Raw genomic sequence first — 19,918 nt, 5'->3', positions numbered from 1 at the left:
CATTAAATTTTAACCATTACTTACATATCATTTATTATATATTTGTTGAGAAGTAAATCTAAATCATAGCATTATGGAATGTTTAGAAGAAATTATAGAAGATAAAGATATTTTATTTGTAGCTACTGAAATAGGTACGGATAGTGTTATTGCTTCTGGAAATGATGCTGATATAGTAATCAAAGAAGCAGAAAAAACAGGAAAAGAATATATTATTTCATATATCCCTTCAAAGAACCATACTTTTATTTTTTGAGCACAGTAATTTACCCACTCGAAGAAAGTAACGGTAGGTATAGACCATTTATACCCATCGTCATTGTTAACCCACTTACAGGACATAAAATTAATACTAAGGCTCTTATTGACACTGGTGCTGATGCTTGTGCTTTCCCTGAGCTTATTGCAACAAACACAAAACATAATTTAAAAGGTGTAGGTGTAATAAACTCCGTAAATTCAGGAATTGGTGGTGTAGGTGTATCTACATGGAAACATACATTTCTTATAGGATTACTTAACCCACAATTCACAGGTGTTTTAAAATGGACAGATAAGATAGTAGTAGAACTTTCAAATGAATTTGAGATTAAAAAAACGGATCAAGTTGATCTTCTAAATAAATCTGCCCTTTTTTTAAAGAAAAAGATGTTTTTGAATTTAATGAGTTTGCTAAAGAAGTAATTAAAGAGCCTGCGTATATTGAAAGTTTTAATAAATTCAAGACCAATTTTGAAAAAGAAAAAAATATTGAAGTTCAGGATAATTTTATAATTTCGGATGTAGCAACTAAAAAGCAAGCTCGTATTTTTAAAAGTGTATTAAAACTTGATAAAAATTTCCACATTTATATTCATGGAAAAAAAGAATTGATAGAAAAAGGTGTTGATGACAATGGTAAGAAATTCTATAAGATTTATTTTGAAGAGGAAAGTTGAATTAGAATCCCTTTAAATTATACAAAAGAAGTAAGCAAATTGTAGTTGTTTTTTATTCATAATAATTAAGTATATTTGTATAGCAAAAGAACTATTTCAATTCAATAGATTATGAAAGCAAAAATTTTATTTAGAAAAGATACTCCACAAACGAAAGCTCTAGTAAAAGCGGGTAGAGTTGCATCTAAAAGAGCATTTAGTGCATCTAAAGCATTAGGCTTATCAATTTCTTTTATTAAAAATGGAGTAATTTATGAAGAGAGTTCAGATGGCAGTGTTGTTATAAAACGACAAATAGAAACCAAAGTTAAAACTCCTTTTAAAGTAACAAAAGGGTTGGTACTCCATGCCAAGTAATAAAAAAATAAGGATTTTTGCGGGTCCTAATGGTTCGGGTAAAAGTACTTTATTTAAAGAATTTTCCAAAAATTATAATACTGGTTTTTTTATAAATGCCGATGAACTTGAAACCAAATTAGCACAATCGGGCTTAATTGATTTAAAAGAAATTGGGCTTGTAGCTACGCAAAAAGACTTAGACGATTTTAAAGCATTAGAATCTTCGCTTTCACTCTTCGAAAAAGCACAACAAGAAGGGCATATTATTGATATTTTAGTAAAAGAAAACTTCATTGTAGATGCTTCAAAGGAGACTCACAGTTATGAAGGTGCTTTTATTGCGGCATTCATAAGACATTTACTTATTGTACAAAACAAATCATTTAGTTTTGAAACCGTAATGAGTCATTCTTCTAAAATTGATGAAATTTCAAACGTTGTCAATTTAGGATATAATGCTTATTTATATTTTGTTTGTATCGATAGTCCAGAGGTTAACGTTTCAAGGGTAAACAACCGTGTTGATAAAGGAGGGCATGAAGTGCCAGAAGATAAAATTGTAAACCGTTATTACAGAACATTAGAAAATTTACACCTAGCCTTACCGCATTGTTATAGAGCCTATTTATTTGATAATTCAGGAAAAGAACAAGAGTTAATAGCAGAGGTTTACAAAGGCACTATGGAATTAAAAACAGATAAATTACCTAATTGGTTTATTGAATTTGTTTTACCATATTACACCAATTAATTTAATTTTTAATCACGGGCAATCAAGCGGTCTCTCTTCGGTCGTTCTCTTTGTTCCGTTCGGCTGTTCCAGTCAGTCGTACCTCCTTCCGTTCCACAGACACTACACAGCACTAAAAAAAACAGCAGCTTGAAAATAAGCAGCTATTTTTTTTGCGCTGTTTCGTTCCTCATCTTCACACGTTCTCTATCCTTCGTTCGGCAGGGCTAATGCATCCACAATACCGCTTCATTCCGTTTCGCTTCGTAAACTACGCTACACTACATTCCAGCAGTATTATGTCTGCCGCCCTTTATTTTTTCAGCGGTTGCTCTTTCGCACAGCCATCGGGGTTGGCTCCGTTAGCACTTTGCCCTAAATCAAGGAACGCCAAAGGCTGACTTATATTTTTTCCCCGCCGTTTCACGCTCGCAGTACTTCTCTCCACTTCGCAAAAGCTACGTTCCGTTCCCGTCCTGCGGTGGCTGTTCGATTGCCGCAACACCGCCAACTTCGCTCCTCACAAAAAATTCCGTAAAAACTCCATTTTTTGTTGCGGTGCTTGGGGGTGTTTGATTGCCGATTAAACAATGAAATTCTCAATAAGAAAGATTTCACACAAAAAACATCCTACTATAAAAAAAATAAATAAAAAGAAAGTAAAGGTAAGTTACGGTTTCAAAAAGTAAAGTTCAAGCCCTACGGGTTTTTGAAAAAATCTCCACCCTTACATTTCCAATTTAACGTTTGTTTATACTATGACGTTTCCGATTATAATGAACAGTTGGGTAGTATTTTTTCAAAAAAACTTGACTTCTTTTGAAACCTCCACTGATACGACGACTTTCTTTTTTTTCTTTTTTTCTTTGGAAAAATTTATAAGGCGGAGCGTAACGATGGCATCATTTCAAATCCGAAACTATTCCGGATTGTATTATCATATCCTACCAAAAAGAATCAATCTTCCAGACAAGCCACAAAAAGAACCTTTATAGATGTGTTTTTAATTGTTACTCAAAACAATTAAAGCACAAATTGTAATAATTTATAATAAATAAATGTATTTTAGTTATCAATTGAAATTGGTTTATTGGTTAAATTTGTATCATTGTTTAAAATCAATACCAAAGCCGTACCAAGCCCACGAAATTGTAATTTTTAAATTTTCATAATTATGGGTAAAATTGGTAAAGGTATTCTAGGAGGAGTATCAGGAAAAGTAGCGAATGTAGTAGGTGCAAGTTGGAAAGGAATTGATTATCTTAGAGCTAAACCTCAAAGTGTAGCAAATCCCCGCTCTGTTCTACAAGTGAACCAGAGAACAAAGTTCTCTTTAGTATTGAGGTTTTTACAACCAAACTTAAGTTTTGTTAAGTTAGGGTTTAAAAACTATGCGGTTAAGCAATCACAATTCAACAGTGCAATGTCTTATGCCTTAAATAATGCAATTACAGGCACGACAATCGAAGATTTTGCAATTGACTACAACTTGGCTTTGTTGAGTAGAGGAAATTTGTCAGGAGCTTTAAATCCAGTATTTGATCTAACAACTCCTGGACAAGTTCAATTCAGTTGGGATGATAATTCAAATGAAGGTAGCGCATTGCCAACGGACAAAGTAATGGTTGTCGTTTACAATCCTTTAAAAGGGGAGAGTGTGCTTATCACTGATGGTGCTGCACGAACAGATTTATCACAAACGGCAACAATACCAAATAGCTATTTTGGGGATGAAATTCTGATGTTTATTTCATTTAAGAATTTTGCTGAAACTCAATTATCAAATAGTATCTTTATTGGCTCTGGTACGGCTTCATAAATTTCATAGATACTTTTTAAGGAACCGCTTTGAAAAAGGCGGTTTTTTTATGCTTATAATTCTGACGATTGTGGGGATAATGTGGGGATTTCAAGGAAATAAAAAACACTAACTTGCTGATATTACAATAGTTAGGGCTTGTTTAAAGCGGAGAAAGAGGGATTGATTTCTCTTTGTTATGTGGTTGATATATAGCGTTCTATATATGTTTTTATTTCAAGTGCTCCTATTAGTGCCCCTTCAAATTAATGCAGTTTTTCATCTGAATTGATACTCCAAATTTACGAATAAAACTTCAAGAAATCGTACTTAAATCACTAAAATTTGTACGGGTAGCATACTATTTATTGAACTGGTTAGGTTCAAATTTCGAACACCTTAAACATAATTTTTATCCAATTATCAATGGTTCAACCTGTTCATATTTCAGGCTGGTGTACTGGCAGAACTCCTCAATGCTTACAAACTCATTTACGTGCTTATTAAGCTCGGTTCTTATCTTTAGCATTAATCTCACGCTTTGGCGATAACTCTTTCCGGTAATGCGTTGTATGTCCTTCGGGTAGATACACAACCTCTTGTTTTCGATTTTCATACACTATCTATAGCTTTGAGTAGGCTTTGAGTGGCTTTATAGTGCTACTCTGGTGATTCTTTACAGATTATAAAATTAGTGAATATTCTCTTTTCTTTTTAAGTGACATTTATGCTTTTAAATGCCATTTATACCACTGTAAGACATATGGAATATAGCTGTGTTCTAAATTATTAGTTTAAGTGTAATCTTTGTTTTCGAAATCAATCGAAAGATGTTGCAACAGGATGATGATTGAAGGAATTTGAAACATTTATTAATCTAAATTTTAGAAATTATGGCAAGGCAAAAAGGCATAATTAAATTGAAAGGTACTATCGGAGATATTACTTTTTACAAAACCAAAGACGGACATTTGGCTCGTGAAAAAGGTGGAATCGACGCCAGCAGAATCAAGAGTGATCCTGCATTCCAGAGAACGCGAGAAAACGGTGCAGAATTTGGAAGAGCAGGAAAAGCCGGCAAGATTTTGAGAACGGCTTTAAGATCATTGTTAATCAATTCTGCCGACAGCAAAATGGTGAGTAGATTGACTCAGGCTATGGTGAAAGTGATTCAGGCCGATATGACGAGTGTGAGAGGATTGCGAAACGTGATTGACGGCGAGGCGGAATTGCTTTCCGGATTTGAATTCAACATCAGGGGAAAACTGGGCACCAGTTTGTTCGCTCCATTTGTGGGGACGATAGACCGGGTTACCGGAGAGATTACTGTTGGTTTGGATTCTTTTGCTCCGGCAAATATGATTGCGGCACCATCAGGAACGACTCATTATAAAATCATTTCGGCTGGTGCCGAGGTAGATTTTGAAGTGGAAACTTTTGTTGAGTCACATTCGGAAACAGCCATTCTACCTTGGGACAACCTACCAACGTTGGCGATAAGCCACACCAATATGGTTACTCCAGCGAGTACCAAACCATTATTTTTGGCTTTGGGATTGGAGTTTTACCAAGAAGTTAATGGACAGATGTACGCATTGAAAAATGGTTCATACAACCCATTGGCGTTGGTTCAAGTGAGCGGATTGTAGGATGGTTCTGGTGTTGAAAAGGACGTATTTTCCCGAGGGAACGCAAGGGGTTTTGGAATGGAACGGCACAATAGTTTGTTATACCATCGAATTGCCCTGGTTAAATAACCAAAGGCGCATATCTTGTATTCCAGAGGGAGAATATATCTTGCAGAAGCGGTTTAGCCCCAAATTCAAATGGCACTTGCATTTGATGAATGTTCCGGGAAGAGATTTGATCTTAATTCATCCCGCCAATGACGCCAAGAAAGAGTTGTTGGGCTGTATTGCTACTGTAACTAATCACACTGGAATTGGAAAGGGCAGTAATTCCCGAAAAGCGTTGGAAAAGCTGAAAACAATAGTTTATGCAGCTTTAGAACGTGAAGAAGAAATAAAAATCAGTATCCAGTCTAAAAAAGAGATAGTATGAAAATAGTAGAAAGAATAAAAGCACCCACACCAAAGTTTTTCAAGATTTTGAGAAGTATTGGTTTGGCTTTGTTGGCCATCAGTGGAACAATTGTGGCAGCACCCATTATTTTGCCCGCAACAGTGGTCGCTGTTGCAGGTTATATGGCAGTGGCAGGTGGAGTGATTTCGGCAGTAAGTCAAATGACTGTTGTGGAGGAGAACCCAAATAAACCGAGAGATGGAGACTAATTTATCTCTCCGAGCTGGAACCGCATCTGGAACATTTTTGAGCATTTTGCCCAATATCCTTTCGGAAGATATTGCAAAAACGATTATCTTAGCGGTCGTGGGAGCCACTGCCAGTTTTATGGTTTCGCTCCTTTTAAAATGGTTGACAAAATCTAAAAATAAATAGTCCGGTTATGATTGGTAACCTTTTCCGGACTAACCGAGAAAGCCTAGTCGTGAGACCAGGCTTTCTCGGTTTTAACGGTTTGTATAAGAACACCTTTTGTTAAGATTTTAGGACTTTGCTTTATTCAGGATTTTTTAATTTCAAAACGAGATTCTATAAGTTCCATTTGATTAATAATTTCGTTGGGTTTAGCACTTTCTTGTTTATGCTTATCTTTTGCAAAGAAGATTGCTAACAAGCCACAAATTAATGTCACACCAAATACTGCCCAAGTCAGATATCTAGAACTATCGTCTGTAAAATTAGTTGCTATGATTGTAATCAAACAAGAAGCACTTGCTCCTAAAAGCAAATATCCAATAGTGTGAAAGTTATTAATCTCTATATTTACTTGTCTAATTTTTTCTTTTAAATATTCCCATTCTTTAACACCTATCGGATAAGCCTGACTTTTTTGGTGTGGAATTATTTCAAATTCTTGTGAAACATTAAAATTACTCTGTTCTCCGCTCATTATCCGTTATTTTCTTTAGGTTCAACATTAGGCTTTTCAATTGCTCCAGATTGTATTGCATTAATCATAACAGAATTACCACAATTATTACAACTAACAGGCACAATTGGATAAATCGGTCCACTTCCTAAAACCATATTTCCACCGTGGAATTCACGCAATTCATAAACGGTGTCAGATACTGTCCAACTATTTTCCCCACACATAGGGCAAGGACGTTTACCCCATTTTGAATTTAAATGGTCAATTACTTTTTGAACATTAGCTTTTTTATTTTCATTCATTTATATTTGTTTTTGTAATTTGTACCTAAATCTTAAATCTGTTTGATAAAATTATTCCAATCCACAAAATTTGGTTGGCTTTTTTTGACAAACTTTAAGCTATATTTCTTTCAAATATACATAATTATACTACAAGTTGCATTTATTGCAGTAACGGTATAAAATTACCTTTCTCATTTCGTTTATAAGTGAAATATTTTGATGCAATTGATTTTCTTTCTGTTCCAATAACCTCAACGCCTGAACTTGTTTTTTGTGCAGCTCGTGTTCCTGCATCATTTCATTGACTTTAAAATCAAAATCTTTCTTAAAATCCTTGATTCGTAAAAATGGAATTACGGACCCGATTAAAAATTGGTGCCAGAAGTTTGATTTCCAAAGGCTGTAGGCAAGCCAGTAGACCGTTTCGGCATCCTTTTCGTCTGGGAACATAATAACAAAACTGTTGGTAAAAGGTTCTTTTTGAGGTTTACCAGAGTTCATTCCCTTGTTGAGGATAAAGATTTGGTTTCCCTTGTAAAGCGTATCTTTTTGGTGGGTTTTGATGATGAAGTTTGGCATAATTCTGTTGTATTAAAAATTCGACTTAATTTTTTCGAAAAGAAAAAAGAGAAAAAAAGAAAGCCATATAAAGAGCAGCAATGACGAACGGGAATGGAGGGAGGAACGACCGACTGGAAGTGAGGAATGGATGCTAAATTTGCTGGTTTTTTTTCTCTTTCTTTTCGAGAAAATGCACAATAGTTCTCGTTGAGGTTTCTCAGGGGAGTTCTTTTGATTGCTTCGTTTCTCTCGCAAGGCAATTAACACCCCCAAGCACCGCAGAAAAACGATAATTGTAGCGATAGCGGAAATTATTGTTTTTTCGAGGAGCGCAGAGGCGGTGTTGCGGCAATCGAACCGCCACCACAGACACGGGAACGAGCATAGGAACGGAGCGAGAGAAGTGGCTGTGAGCGTGGCACGGCGGGGAAAAAATTAAAGACAGCGTTAGCGTACCTTGATTTAGGGTAAAGTACCGTTTTTACGGGACGGAGCCAACCCCGATGGCGGTGCGAAGGAGCAACCGCTGAAAAAACTTAGGGCGGCAGACGGAATACGGCTGGAATGTAGAGGAACGTAGCCTGCGGAGTGTAACGAAATGAAGCGGTATTGTGGATGCATAAGCCCGACCGAACGCAGGAAGAGAACGTGTGAAGATGAGGAACGAACAGCGGAAAAAATAAGGTTGCCTATTTTTTGGCTGCCTTATTTTTTTGTGCTGTGAAGTGTCTGTGGAACGGAGGAAGGCACGACCGACTGGAACAGCCGAACGGAACAAAGGGAACGACCGCAGAGAGACAATTTGATTGCCCGTGTTATCTATAACTGGGATTCTTCATCTGATTCTTCATCCCACATTTCGCGGTAGATATATGCATATTCACAGGTTGCCGATGGATTGATTTCATAATAATACCTGCATAATCTTTTAAAAAGTAATAGCATTTTATCATCATAGCAGTAATCTAATAAAGCATCTATTACACGTTCAATTTCTTTTTCGTCTTTGACCTTATTACGGTAAATTCTATCAACCTGTGGCTCGTATATTAAGAATACATCTTGTGTGACTTTATTTACACTTTCTGCTAATTCTTTAAAACCATCAAGTTCTTCTTCTGTCATTGTAATAACTATTTGGATTTAAACCGATTTGTATGCTTGGTCAGGATGGTTTGGCATATCAATGATTGTGTGTTGCAGTTTGCTTTCCTCTTTCGTTGGTATTATATAATTTCTGTACACATAATTCTCATTCCTATTTAATATTAGAGCTATTTGTTTCACCGAATAACTTTTATGTTTGCAAAGTTCATATATAACATCTTTGATTTTATTAGGGTCATTTTCTCTGATACCTAATTTTTCTATTTGTTCTCTTATCACAGAAGGTAACTCCTGTGTTAGTGATTGAGGTTCTGTGTTAAGCTGGTCAGGTTCTGTGTTAAGGATGTCGACTTCTGTGTTAAGGACATTAGGTTCTGTGTTAAGAATGCCTCTAGCAATGTAATAGGTAGATCTTTCTTTTTTTTAAATAATAGCTTTCCAATTGTCAGGATTGTAAAATCCTGAATCTTTTTCCATTTGAATGATTTTGTGAGCAAGATCCCAATTTTCTTGGTTTTCGGGATTGGAAACAATTCTAGTTATTACTTCTTGTCTGGTAAAGTCTAAATAATATCCGAAAGTTTCTTCGTCAGTAATCTTTTCCTCCATTTCCATCTTAAATAAAGATTCGTGGAGTTTTTTGTCAAGTATAGATTCTTCAAATTCCTGAATTTTTTCATCTATTATTGCTAATACGTCCTCTCTATCTACACCAGGTTTGGTGTCGAAATTTTCTAAAAGCAGAGAATTTAGAGCTCTTAAAATATCGGGCTGGTCAAGCTCCGGTTGAGCATTTATCCAATTCATCAGGTCAGTATCTTGCTCATTTTCTCCCAAGTACGATTTAATCTTTTCTTTGAATTTAAGTATTCTACTCATTGTTTTCTTTGAACTTTTGGAATGGTTTAATTTTAAATTTTAAAAGGAGTAAATATAACGATTGCCCGTGATGTTGAACGAAAATATTGTTTTGTATTATACTGAAGTCTCAATGATTTACCCATCATAATTAGGTTTTATCCGCCTCTTATCCGCCAAATACTTGGTATAGTTATGTTGATACTTAAAAGTTTTAAATTGGTTATCACTTCAAAATGATGACACGTAAGTTAACTGGGGCTATTTACTACCTACAGACTTTAAATATTTGAAAATATTAGAACTATCTTTTAATTCTTTTTTATCCCAATTCCTTATTCTATCTAATTTATCAAGATTAAGTTTACCATAAATGATTACCATCAATTTTATTTTTAGTTTTCTTTTCTTGTCCAGAAAGCGGTATCTATTTATTTCCTGAAAAATATTTTCGTATTTCATCACTGACGCGAATAGGAGTATTATGGGGAAGTAGAGAACAGATAGGATTACAGGAATAAGAAATGATTTTATATTATTGATTTTAAGTATTTCATTGTAATTATGATAAAGTTTATGGATTACATAGCTCAATAAAGAAAAACCAATTATTGTTAAAACCCATTTCAAAAAACTACTTACTTTTTCATATCCGGGTTTTTCTTTGTTAATTTCAGCAAAGTATTGTAGTATAGCTATAAAACTTACTACCGGAATTATGATTAATTCCCATCCCAGGTTAAAGATAAAAAAGTTGATAATGAAATCAATAATTATCGTTGCGGAGAATATTTTTAGAAATTTTTTTACGAGTTCATTATTTGTATTTATTTTATTTATACTAAAAAATGAAACCATAGCAAAACCAACTAACCAAATTGCAAAGTCCTTGAATAAATAGGCTTCCCAAAAGATAGTTTTATTTAAAATCTTTATCACTAAAAAAAGATAAGCCCCAATAATTATATAACAGTAGACTAATTTTCTGTCGAAGAAAGCTTTTACTACTCCAAAAAACGCTTTTGAACTTTTAGAAATATAAATAAGAACAGTTAAAATAATAACCATCCAAAAAAGGATTGCGATTTCTCTATTTGATAATGAATTTATTATTTCCATATTCTAAAATTTTAATAAGCCACGAATTAACTCATCCGAAATCAGGAAAATTCGGAAATTGGTTTAATCTTTCCAGAAATTCATTATTGCAATAAGGAGTGCAATAGAAGTTGTAATCCAAGCAGGCCTATATTCTTTATGAAAGAAAAGAAGAGAAATGGTGATTAGTAATAATTGCACTAATATTTTGATTAAATAGTAGTTTTTGTACTGTTCAAGCCCAAAAATCATTTCTAAAGTCCACCAAAAAAAAGACACAAAAATCACACATATTACTATTAGAGCAATTTTTAACTTACGATTATTTTTTTCTAATTTTTCGTCTTTTACAACTTCACTTAAATTTGTTTCTTCAACTTTTATGGATGATAAATCAGTCTTTTTTTCTTGTTGTTTAGTAAATGAAGATTCAAGATGTTGAAGTATTTTTTCTAGTTTTTCCTTCATTTCTTTTTCTTCATTTCTTCCCTGATTAGCATATTCTTTTACTTTAGAAATAAAACTTTCAGAATTTTGATGTGCTAATCGATTTAAGTCTTCGGGCTTTAAAATCTTCTTCTTAGCAATCATTGCTGCGACCATTACAGTATCATCAGCAGTAATTTCGGTACCACCATATGTGTTGAAATTTTCATCTAAATCTCTCAATACTTTTGAACTTGGTAAAGAAAAAGAAATTGTTGTAGAAACAAGTCTTGTCAATCCTAAGGAACTTAGTTCTGAACTATTGATAAAGGCTGTTACATTTGGATTGCTCAGCCATAAAAAATTTAAGATATCTTCTGCTCTAATTATTTCAGGCAAATATCCATTTGAGTCTGGAATTGCTAACTTAAAAGGAGTATTTGTGACAAACCAACAATTTGCTTTCATTAAATCACCCTTAATTGGTTTGCCACCTCTTTTCTCTTTTACATAAACAATCGCTGTTGTATCGTGCAGTGCGCTAAAACCGTGATCTCCTCTTATGCTTTTATAAAAATCATAAATATCACTATATTGAAATTTTGCTAAATTTCGTAACTTTTGATCATTACCAACTATGTTAATCTTATGCTCCTTTACTAAGATCTCTTTTATATTTTTTACAATTTGTAATAATTGTGTCTTTGATAAATTTCGTCTTTTGGAAGCATTATAAATACTTTCGGGATCTAAATATCCTTGAAAAAATGCATTTTCTAATTGGTTGGCTTTTCTTTCAATAAGCATTTCAATTTCTTCTATAGTAAAAGGAAGAATTGATTTTGTAAAACCTAACCTATCGCAAATTTCTGATATTTTGCTACAAGTGTGTGTTGCTTCTACGGAGTTTAAATCTAATAATCCAAGGATAAAATTTGTGTCCAGTAGGATTTCAGTTTTATTATTTACTTCACCAATTTCTACTTCTAAGTAAGCAGCAATAATAGAACCTAAATATACTCTTCGAAGTATTTCATAAATTTTTTTGTTAGATTTAATTGAATTAATAAAGTTTGCCTGATGAACATATTGTATTTCTAGTTCTTTGTCTTGTTTGTATGCGAAAAATTTTGAAAGATTTGTTCTATTCAAATCAATGTATTCAAAAATTGAAGGTTCTGATGTTGGGTCAAGTCCGATTGAAGTCAGGTAAGCCTCATATATCTTTACTACTTCATTAATTTCTTCTTCTTTTTCCTCAAGTTCTTCTTCATAATCTGAAAACAAAAATTTATTCATTTGGAAGGCTCCGTCTTTATGTAATATAAAGTGATTCTCTGAATCCATTTCCACTTCGCTAGAAATACTAACTAATAAATTTCTTAAAATTGAAACTGGAATATCAAGTGAAAAAACTTTATCTACATTTTTTTTAATTTCCATTATAGACTGGCCACTTTTAATTCCTTCCATATTCATCCTACACAATGCAGATTTTACAATTGGAATGTATATGTCGTTAAAGCTTTTGATGCCAATGTTATTGTCATTAATATGTGCTAACAAACTAAAGGCCACTATTTTTTTATTATGCATTGTCTATTCTATTTAGATGTATAAATCTTAAAAAAAACATATAATTGTAATAATTCAAACCTTTCCATCAATCCTCCTCAAAGTTCAACCCCAATTGTTTTGCAGATTCCTTTACTATCTTGTATTCCTGACTGGACTCAGACAATGGTTTTGCTGTTGTTGATTTTCCTTTTATCCTGATTTCAATTTCGATGTTGTTTTGAGCCAATGGCATAATAAAACTTTGGAATAACTGGGTGTATTGCTCCAACGGCACTTTTCCAGAGATTGAAATAGAATTGATTTTTTTAGTTTCGGTGGTGCCGGGTGGAGGTTCGTTTACGGCTCCTGGTGTTGGAGTAGATGTTGTACCACCTATTGCTGGTTCAGGAATTGCTGCTGGTTCCGGTGCTGGTTTTTGGCTTTTATCCACTAACCAATAGCTTGTGTCATTCAGGTCGAAAAAAGGAACTGTTTCTCCAAGATAGTATTTATTAAAAGTTTTTCCGTCACCAGATGCAATACAAAATTCGTTGTTGGCACAATAACGTAATAGGCTTTTTGCAACAGCTTCTGTTCCGGTAATCATTGGTTTATCATCAAAACGAAGGAAAGTTTCATAAACGTCTCTTGCTTTGATTGGTGCATCAATTGTTGGTAACAGGTTGTTTTTTGACAATAAATTTAATCCGACCATATCTAACAACCATTCTTCCTCTTTAAGAATATCTATTACATTGGAGTTTATTTGATTTTCAATGCTGTCTTTGAATTGTTTTAATTGAATGCTCTGACAGCCATTTTTAACTGAAAATTTGCTGATTGTTGCGAAAGTAGTTACTAATGAACTATCGGTACTTTTGCCAGCTTCTATCATTCTTTTCTTAAGGTCTTCTTTTTGGTCGTATTCTAATGTGGAACTATAATCAGAACTAATTTTTTGACAAGCCAAATAATCCCTGATATCTGATTGCAATCTTCCAGAAGCACTGTCAGAAGCCACTAAAAATAGAATCGTGTTTCGGTAAATGCGTTCGCTATTTCCTTTTTTAGTTGCTATTTTTTCAATTAGTGTTTTGGTGTTGTTGCTTGGGCCTTCATTAGAGGCCGTGTATTTTGGATGTAAAATGACCAACGTTGGTTTCGCTTGTTCCGGAATATCCTCAGAGGGATCTACCAAAACATTGAATAATTGAATTCGATTGTTTGTTTTTTCTTTTAATCGTTTTAAGACCTCAGCATAGATGTCGTCTTGTTTAACATCTTGTTTGCCTTGGTTAATCAACATACTGATATTTGGTTTTATATGAAACCAATATCTTTTTCCTGCATTTCCAGTTTGTGCATAATACAAATAGTAAGCTGAATTTTCTAAATCACTCAAAGCTCCATTGATGCTGTTGTGGTTAAATCCTCCTGGAGCCAACAAATGCAATTTCAATTCAGGAACAGAAAGCCCTTTGTTGCTTCCTTCGTTACCAAATGAATTTAACAATATTACTGTTGCAATGGATTGGGTTAAATAATATTGACCGTATTCCGGTTTATTATTGTCAATTTTAGTTGCATTAGCACTAGCTCCTGCAATATCGGCGGATATTACACTTTCATATCCATTGCCATTTAGTTTTTTTAATTGACTTGCTAATGTATCTAAATTTGGCAAATTGACATTCCCGGAATGGATTAAAATATTGGTTCCTGATAAAGACTGTTGTCTCTTCCAGAGGTCACTTACAATGGCTGCCAACAATCGTAATACACCTCTAGTTCTTTGGAAATTATTGTTGCTTGCCCATTTGATTTTAAAAATATCAACTAATTCAGGATGGAACGGATAAGACTGAATTATTTTTTTCTTGTATTCATTTTTTGTGGCATTAGAAGGCAGTTCAGTCCTGTGTTGGGTGTATAAATCTATATACTGGTTTGCCACGTTTTCTATGTAGGCTTTATCTCCAATGTCTTCAAATAATCGTCTGCGGATTACTTCATAGATTTCGTCTTCGGCTACTGGTTGTGTATCTGCACCCACACGACTTACACGGCTTTGCAAACTGCTCAAAATTGAAGCTGCTTCTGGAGAATTTGCCACTTCCTGTACGCTGGCAGGGAGTGTAATAATGGCTACACAATTTTCGGTTGCGGCAACAGCTTCCGTAAACTCTTGCATAAAACTGATCGTTTGGTCTGCCAAACTGGTGTTGCCAGTTTTTTTTGCTGCAGCTTTTACGCAATAATCTGCTAATTCATCTATTAATATTAAGGCAGGTGTATAGTTTTGCAACACTTTTTTGAATATACCTGCAGGAGCAATTAATTGTTCGTCATTCTTTCGTACTATTTCATATCCTTCTTTACCACCTAATTGGTAGGCGATTTCACCCCAAATGGTTTGAATTAAAATACCATCGTCCGTCATTCTCCCATTAGCAACATCGTTTGTTGTATTGGTAAAAACAGCTATGTTCGCTTTCTCAAATTCCGGGTTGCCTGTATAGGAAAGTAATTCTGTTGTAAATGGGGAATTTATTGCATTTTTACCCCAATTGCATAAGTGGTAAATGGAGATTAAGGTATGTGTTTTACCACCACCAAAACCAGTTTGTAACGAAATCACGCGGTTTTCGGCATCCTCATTGCCATTGAGTCCTTTGATTACTGTTTTGGCTACCGATTTTAAACCTGCAGTAAAATAGGTTTTAGAGAAAAATGTATTTGGGTCTTTGTAAATTTCACGACCATTTCCCAAAGCTACTTCAGCCAAGTTAGCAGCAAACACAGACTCATCTAATATCCCTTGTTTGATGTCAAAATGTGGTTGCGCTATTTGAAACCAAGGTTTTAAAGCACCCGAATATACCGTTTCAGCCGCTACAACTACTACTTTTTCTGCTTGTTTCGTGTCATTGCTGTTCTGGATTTTTTTTAATTCTTCTTCCAGTTCCGGCATTCCAATAGTTTTGGCTATCGTTTTCATATGTATCCACACTTTTGTGGCTTCATCTTCATTAATATCAGCAGAAAAATGAGCTACCTCGTGACGGAGTTGCGCAATTTCGCTCAACCAGTTGGGTAAGGCACTTAAGTTTTTACCAAAGTCCTTTTTTAATAAGTCTTTCTTTTGAATAGCAAATGATTTCAAATGATGGAAATCGATCAAGGTTTCGGGAGTAGAACCATTGCGTAATCCTATATTCCATTTTTCTTTTTGGTCAAAGGATAGTACTTCTACAAATTTAGCTGGCCATTTGTCTCCATCTTCCTCCATCAATAGCGAAACTATATAGGGACGAAATGCTTCTATAAATAATCCAAATGCTTTGAATAATTGATCTTGATTGTTATTTGCCATTTTATTCTAATTCTAAAGTTCCTTGTTGTACAATTGGTTTTTGTGTTTCTTTACTTTCCCGGATTAAGCTTTCTTTGTTGGTCAGTAATCCTTTGGTCATTTTTTGGTCGTCGCACTCTTTGGGTAATAACTCGTCTAATGAAGTGACTACACGCCAAAAACTTCCATCTGGCGCACTGGCTTTTTCTTTAATAAAGTCTAATAGCGCATTTCTATTGGTTCCTTTGTATAAAGCCATTGCTTTGTGAACCTGGTCTATTAAAAAGCTGTCTGATTTTGCACCCAAGTTAGGCTTGAGCTTGTTGCGTTCCTCAAAAGTGGCCAAGGTTTGTTTGTTCTTGTTTTGTATTAATATATTTTCTTTGAACAGTTCAGCCACATTGATGGATAAACCTGCTTTGGCAAAGGTTGCCGCATCATCAAAATCGCTTTCGGCAAAACCGTTGAGTTGCAACCAACCAATGTAAAACTTGGTGTATTCGTCACCATCAAATCCTTTTAGTAAAGCATTGAACGCACTTTCTCGTGCCATAGCCAAAAGTTCAGCCACAGTAACTTCTGAACCGTCTGCTTTTTCTACTTTTTTGTATTTCCCAAACTCACTTACGGCTTGCCCGAAACAAGCGGTTAATAAATCGGCACCACGAAAACCTAAACGGTACAATTCTTCTACTTCGCGAGCTACCGTTGTTTCAATAGCATTTTTGACTTCTTTGTAATCCCCATATCCTGCTGATTGCGATGGGACACAAGAAACCGTTACAGATGAAGAAAGAAAAGCTTTGTCAACTTTTGTACCTGATGTTCTTTCTGTGTCAATTGCCCAACTTCCTGTAATGTTCATTTTTGCTCCTAAAATAGAATTACATAAAGTGGTCCAAGCTTCTGTGCTTTGATGTGCAAACATAATACTTACAATGTCGGATGTTTGGTATTCTATTGCATCAAAAATTTTAAGTAATTTATTTTCAAAATGTTGATTAGCTTTCTGAACACTTCCCTCATGCTGATATCTTAAAGCAGTACATTCTTCTGTTTTTGGTGTTTGAGGTGTTGCAAAATTTAATGGATATTCACTTGCAAGAGTTTTTTTAAGCCACGCATAAAAAAAATCTGATAGATCTGCGTATGCAATTGCATCATAATACGGTGGATCGGTAACTACAGCTGTAATCGTCTTTTTATCATATTGAGATTTATCTCCGCTTGCAGCATTATTTAAAGTAACAGAAAATACATTTTTACACTCAGTTTCAATATATCTAATAATCCAGCCTAATTGATTTGAGGCTCCTCCAGTTGAATTAGTAAATGGATTTGATTCCGGGAAATCGAATACCATTGCCACAGCTTGTCTGCCAAATGGATGTTCAAGAGTTTCCGCTACAGTATTCCATATTCCAAATGATGTACACCGTGTAGCAATTCTGTTAATTAGTATACTAAGGTATGTCAATATTGATTTTTTATATTCCTCATCTGCAAATTCTAATTTTATACCAATTATTTTTATTTGTTTTGTCAATGTGTTTAATGCCAAAAATTGCCTATTAGTAAACATATTTCCATATTCAATAAATCCCCAACCACATAAATCAAACTGCTTTGTATTACCTATTGGTAGTGAATCCTTTAAATCATTGACAACAACGACATCTTCGAGTATTCGAATTTCTTCTTCAAAAGGTAGTCGATAATCTTTTCCTGAATTAGATTCGATTATAACTGCAATTAGTCTTTCATTGACTTTCTTATTTAAAAATTGAACTTTTAGATCTGAATTAGAAGTAGTATTTCCACAGCATGGACAAATTAAACTTTTTCTATTTTGTACAAAACCATTTACTATACATTCGCCATGTTTTATTTCAAAACTTATATTTGTTCCGTTAATTTTTGGATTAAGGAATATCTTTTTTGTTTTACTATTTGATAAATAAAAATTTTTAATCAATGGAATTTCTGCTTTACAACTTGGATTACTACAAATAGCAGTTCTAGCCCAATAGTAAGCAATTGGTTTATTGCCTTTCTCATCGGCAGGATATAAGTAGCCGATTTCTTTTTCAGTTTCTGCTAATAATTTTTTAGCAAAAAATGCAACATCAAAAGATAAACGGTTTGGTATATTAATTCCAGTAACATTACCGTTATTAATTACTTTATTTTCGTTTGCTGTTTTATTGAATTCCTCTTCGCCATATAACTTTATAAATTCGTCGGTTGTGTAAGAAATAGGCTTTCCGTATTTCTGAGGAAATTCAAGACTTCCTTTTTGTATGATGTGCGCTACCGGGTTTATGTCATTACCGTAAGAACGGCAACCCAAACGTGCTGCTTCCAATGGTATGGCGCCACCACCGGCAAACGGGTCGAATACCTTTGGCATTTTGTTTAGAAAGGCTTCAATGGCGTTGTGCAAATTTTCGGTAAGCTTTTTGCTTTTTTCGGTTTCAATATGGCGGTCTGTTAAACTGTAGAGTTCGTTTTCGGCTTTTTTAATAGCATTGTAATGGGTGTCGAAATCTGCCAGTAATTCAACAGCCGGCACTTCGACACTTCGACTATGCTCAGTGCTGGCTTGCTCAGTGTGACAATTGTGAGCTACCCAAATGAGTTTGCGGGCTTTGTTGATTATTTTTTCATCGTTTTTGCTATCCCATTTGATTAGGCTTTCAGCTGTAAGCATTTTTCCTGCAGCCGGTTTGGTTGTTTTTCCCAATAAATGGTCTTGCATAGGTTGGGTAAACTTCCCTATGAACATTTGTAAGCGGTTGCGTAAATTGTCTTCCATAGGATCAAAAACACTGGTCCAGGGAATATCAGAATAGGTTGCATACGGGTCACCAGGATTATTCTTTTTGCCCAGCAATAATTCAATGGCTTCTTTGAATGCTTTTGGGCAATTAGGGTCTAATGGATCGGGAACCAAACTGGCAAACACTACTGCACGACAAACCGGTAATGGTCGGCGTGCCCACCAAAGATGCAAGGTAGAAATATGTCCGTGACGGATGGATTTATCGCGAACGCTTTCTGCCGAAATTTCTTTAATCGGCATCGCTACTTCTATTAGTTTTTTAGGGTTTGTCATTGTATTATTTTTTCAATAAGGGTACTTTTAATCAATTGGTATGCTTCTTCCTGTGGGTATTTTTCGTCAGGACGCAAGAGTGCCGTTGTGTCTCCAAGAAATTCGACGTCTTGCATTTTAGTTTCCATATTTTCCAGAAACATTTGTTTTGTAGGTGGATTGTCCACTACAAACTCCATATATTTTTGGTAACAATGCAACAGCTTATCCGTATCTAATTTTGGGTGCACTGTTAATGCTTTGTACATATCATATAAATCCCGGCCTTTTCGACGTTGGTATAAAGCGCGAAGTTTGGTACCCAATAATTCTTCAAATTCGTAGGTTGTGATTTCGCATTTTCCCTGAAACCAAGAAGAATCTACCTCAAAAGGAAATTTTTGATATCCCAATACCGCAAAATGTTCCCGACAATTGGTTTCTACTTTTAAACTTAAGGTTTGTACTGGTGCAAACTCAGATTCAAAACGATAGACCAAGGTATTGTTGTTTGCTTTTATTTTTACTTTTGGGTCGCCTAAAAAAGCCAATTGTTCTCGTATTTTATTAATAATGGGACCAAATGGAACGGATGTAATTTGCACTAAATCGATGTCTTCAGAATAACGTGGTTGTGGTTGCAGGTATAGTTTGTGTAATGCTGTTCCACCCCGAAAAGCTAAATTTTCAGCTAAAAAGTCATCTTGAAAAAGGGCTACTAATGCACGGCAAATGACCAAGTCTTGTTCTACTTGTTCGTTAGTTTGCCAAGGCACTGTATTAGACCATTCGGTTATGTATGCTTGTGGAATCACGCTGGTTT

At 34.7% G+C, this 19,918-nt stretch carries 19 protein-coding genes; 9 read left to right on the top strand and 10 right to left on the bottom strand.

Translation table 11 applies throughout. The features are described 5' to 3' along the window. Positions 1–73: 73 nt before the first annotated feature. The 9 genes from B2145_RS05945 (at position 74) to B2145_RS05905 (ending at position 6,262) form a co-directional block, all read left to right on the top strand. Positions 74–256 (top strand): DUF5678 domain-containing protein, encoded by a 183-nt coding sequence (locus tag B2145_RS05945; protein ID WP_291099602.1) that lies wholly within the window; start codon positions 74–76, stop codon positions 254–256. Continuing rightward, complete coding sequence (locus B2145_RS05940; protein ID WP_291099599.1) at positions 253–684, top strand: hypothetical protein; 432 nt, start codon at positions 253–255, stop codon at positions 682–684. The genes B2145_RS05945 and B2145_RS05940 overlap by 4 nt, the downstream gene beginning before the upstream one ends. 365 nt (positions 685–1,049) lie before the next feature. Further along, positions 1,050–1,295 carry a hypothetical protein gene (locus B2145_RS05935; RefSeq protein WP_291099596.1) on the top strand — a complete coding sequence of 82 codons (246 nt, stop codon included), beginning with the start codon at positions 1,050–1,052 and terminating at the stop codon, positions 1,293–1,295. Next, the gene (locus B2145_RS05930) at positions 1,285–2,028 is read left to right on the top strand and encodes a hypothetical protein (RefSeq protein ID WP_291099593.1); all 744 of its coding nucleotides are present in this window, start codon (positions 1,285–1,287) and stop codon (positions 2,026–2,028) included. Before B2145_RS05935 ends, B2145_RS05930 begins: the two co-directional genes overlap by 11 nt. A gap of 1,153 nt (positions 2,029–3,181) precedes the next feature. Next, the gene (locus tag B2145_RS05925) at positions 3,182–3,826 is read left to right on the top strand and encodes a DUF6266 family protein (RefSeq protein WP_291099590.1); all 645 of its coding nucleotides are present in this window, start codon (positions 3,182–3,184) and stop codon (positions 3,824–3,826) included. A gap of 872 nt (positions 3,827–4,698) precedes the next feature. Further along, positions 4,699–5,454, top strand: a complete 756-nt coding sequence (locus B2145_RS05920; RefSeq protein ID WP_291099587.1) for a hypothetical protein — start codon at positions 4,699–4,701, stop codon at positions 5,452–5,454. A gap of 1 nt (position 5,455) precedes the next feature. Continuing rightward, entirely contained in the window at positions 5,456–5,866 is a 411-nt protein-coding gene (locus B2145_RS05915; protein WP_291099584.1) for a DUF5675 family protein, read from the top strand. After that, positions 5,863–6,096 (top strand): hypothetical protein, encoded by a 234-nt coding sequence (locus B2145_RS05910; RefSeq protein ID WP_291099581.1) that lies wholly within the window; start codon positions 5,863–5,865, stop codon positions 6,094–6,096. The genes B2145_RS05915 and B2145_RS05910 overlap by 4 nt, the downstream gene beginning before the upstream one ends. Further along, positions 6,086–6,262, top strand: coding sequence for a hypothetical protein (locus B2145_RS05905; RefSeq protein WP_291099578.1), 177 nt, complete (start codon positions 6,086–6,088; stop codon positions 6,260–6,262). Before B2145_RS05910 ends, B2145_RS05905 begins: the two co-directional genes overlap by 11 nt. A 124-nt stretch (positions 6,263–6,386) precedes the next feature. Here the strand turns inward: B2145_RS05905 and B2145_RS05900 are convergent, their stop codons facing one another. From B2145_RS05900 to B2145_RS05855, 10 genes are all read right to left on the bottom strand, one after another. Next, positions 6,387–6,776, bottom strand: coding sequence for a hypothetical protein (locus tag B2145_RS05900; RefSeq protein WP_291099576.1), 390 nt, complete (start codon positions 6,774–6,776; stop codon positions 6,387–6,389). Beyond that, positions 6,776–7,060 (bottom strand): hypothetical protein, encoded by a 285-nt coding sequence (locus B2145_RS05895; RefSeq protein ID WP_291099573.1) that lies wholly within the window; start codon positions 7,058–7,060, stop codon positions 6,776–6,778. The genes B2145_RS05900 and B2145_RS05895 overlap by 1 nt, the downstream gene beginning before the upstream one ends. Before the next feature lie 129 nt (positions 7,061–7,189). Further along, complete coding sequence (locus B2145_RS05890) at positions 7,190–7,621, bottom strand: DUF6943 family protein (RefSeq protein WP_291099570.1); 432 nt, start codon at positions 7,619–7,621, stop codon at positions 7,190–7,192. An 801-nt stretch (positions 7,622–8,422) separates the two neighbouring features. Continuing rightward, positions 8,423–8,728, bottom strand: a complete 306-nt coding sequence (locus B2145_RS05885; RefSeq protein ID WP_291099567.1) for a hypothetical protein — start codon at positions 8,726–8,728, stop codon at positions 8,423–8,425. A 405-nt stretch (positions 8,729–9,133) separates the two neighbouring features. Further along, positions 9,134–9,589 carry a hypothetical protein gene (locus tag B2145_RS05880; RefSeq protein WP_291099565.1) on the bottom strand — a complete coding sequence of 152 codons (456 nt, stop codon included), beginning with the start codon at positions 9,587–9,589 and terminating at the stop codon, positions 9,134–9,136. 240 nt (positions 9,590–9,829) lie between these two features. Beyond that, the gene (locus B2145_RS05875; RefSeq protein WP_291099562.1) at positions 9,830–10,687 is read right to left on the bottom strand and encodes a hypothetical protein; all 858 of its coding nucleotides are present in this window, start codon (positions 10,685–10,687) and stop codon (positions 9,830–9,832) included. A gap of 63 nt (positions 10,688–10,750) precedes the next feature. Further along, positions 10,751–12,688 (bottom strand): hypothetical protein, encoded by a 1,938-nt coding sequence (locus tag B2145_RS05870; RefSeq protein ID WP_291099559.1) that lies wholly within the window; start codon positions 12,686–12,688, stop codon positions 10,751–10,753. Between the two features lie 67 nt (positions 12,689–12,755). Further along, positions 12,756–16,022, bottom strand: a complete 3,267-nt coding sequence (locus tag B2145_RS05865) for a DUF499 domain-containing protein (protein ID WP_291099556.1) — start codon at positions 16,020–16,022, stop codon at positions 12,756–12,758. Position 16,023: 1 nt separating this feature from the next. Beyond that, positions 16,024–19,116 carry a DUF1156 domain-containing protein gene (locus tag B2145_RS05860; protein ID WP_291099553.1) on the bottom strand — a complete coding sequence of 1,031 codons (3,093 nt, stop codon included), beginning with the start codon at positions 19,114–19,116 and terminating at the stop codon, positions 16,024–16,026. Further along, complete coding sequence (locus tag B2145_RS05855; protein ID WP_291099550.1) at positions 19,113–19,910, bottom strand: nucleotidyl transferase AbiEii/AbiGii toxin family protein; 798 nt, start codon at positions 19,908–19,910, stop codon at positions 19,113–19,115. Before B2145_RS05855 ends, B2145_RS05860 begins: the two co-directional genes overlap by 4 nt. Positions 19,911–19,918: the final 8 nt, after the last annotated feature.

It is taken from the genome of Flavobacterium sp. UBA5153 (genome assembly GCA_002413745.1).
GTDB lineage: Bacteria > Bacteroidota > Bacteroidia > Flavobacteriales > Flavobacteriaceae > Flavobacterium.
The sequence above is the reverse complement of the archived record's forward strand: the minus strand, read 5'-3'. Positions and strand labels throughout refer to the sequence as shown.

Bases quoted from the DNA above. Each gene is read 5' to 3' on its own strand.
- B2145_RS05945 (WP_291099602.1), top strand. From the start codon at position 74: ATGGAATGTTTAGAAGAAATTATAGAAGATAAAGATATTTTATTTGTA.
- B2145_RS05935 (WP_291099596.1), top strand. From the start codon at position 1,050: ATGAAAGCAAAAATTTTATTTAGAAAAGATACTCCACAAACGAAAGCT.
- B2145_RS05930 (WP_291099593.1), top strand. From the start codon at position 1,285: ATGCCAAGTAATAAAAAAATAAGGATTTTTGCGGGTCCTAATGGTTCG.
- B2145_RS05925 (WP_291099590.1), top strand. From the start codon at position 3,182: ATGGGTAAAATTGGTAAAGGTATTCTAGGAGGAGTATCAGGAAAAGTA.
- B2145_RS05920 (WP_291099587.1), top strand. From the start codon at position 4,699: ATGGCAAGGCAAAAAGGCATAATTAAATTGAAAGGTACTATCGGAGAT.
- B2145_RS05915 (WP_291099584.1), top strand. From the start codon at position 5,456: ATGGTTCTGGTGTTGAAAAGGACGTATTTTCCCGAGGGAACGCAAGGG.
- B2145_RS05910 (WP_291099581.1), top strand. From the start codon at position 5,863: ATGAAAATAGTAGAAAGAATAAAAGCACCCACACCAAAGTTTTTCAAG.
- B2145_RS05905 (WP_291099578.1), top strand. From the start codon at position 6,086: ATGGAGACTAATTTATCTCTCCGAGCTGGAACCGCATCTGGAACATTT.
- B2145_RS05900 (WP_291099576.1), bottom strand. From the start codon at position 6,776: ATGAGCGGAGAACAGAGTAATTTTAATGTTTCACAAGAATTTGAAATA.
- B2145_RS05895 (WP_291099573.1), bottom strand. From the start codon at position 7,060: ATGAATGAAAATAAAAAAGCTAATGTTCAAAAAGTAATTGACCATTTA.
- B2145_RS05890 (WP_291099570.1), bottom strand. From the start codon at position 7,621: ATGCCAAACTTCATCATCAAAACCCACCAAAAAGATACGCTTTACAAG.
- B2145_RS05885 (WP_291099567.1), bottom strand. From the start codon at position 8,728: ATGACAGAAGAAGAACTTGATGGTTTTAAAGAATTAGCAGAAAGTGTA.
- B2145_RS05880 (WP_291099565.1), bottom strand. From the start codon at position 9,589: ATGAGTAGAATACTTAAATTCAAAGAAAAGATTAAATCGTACTTGGGA.
- B2145_RS05875 (WP_291099562.1), bottom strand. From the start codon at position 10,687: ATGGAAATAATAAATTCATTATCAAATAGAGAAATCGCAATCCTTTTT.
- B2145_RS05870 (WP_291099559.1), bottom strand. From the start codon at position 12,688: ATGCATAATAAAAAAATAGTGGCCTTTAGTTTGTTAGCACATATTAAT.
- B2145_RS05865 (WP_291099556.1), bottom strand. From the start codon at position 16,022: ATGGCAAATAACAATCAAGATCAATTATTCAAAGCATTTGGATTATTT.
- B2145_RS05860 (WP_291099553.1), bottom strand. From the start codon at position 19,116: ATGACAAACCCTAAAAAACTAATAGAAGTAGCGATGCCGATTAAAGAA.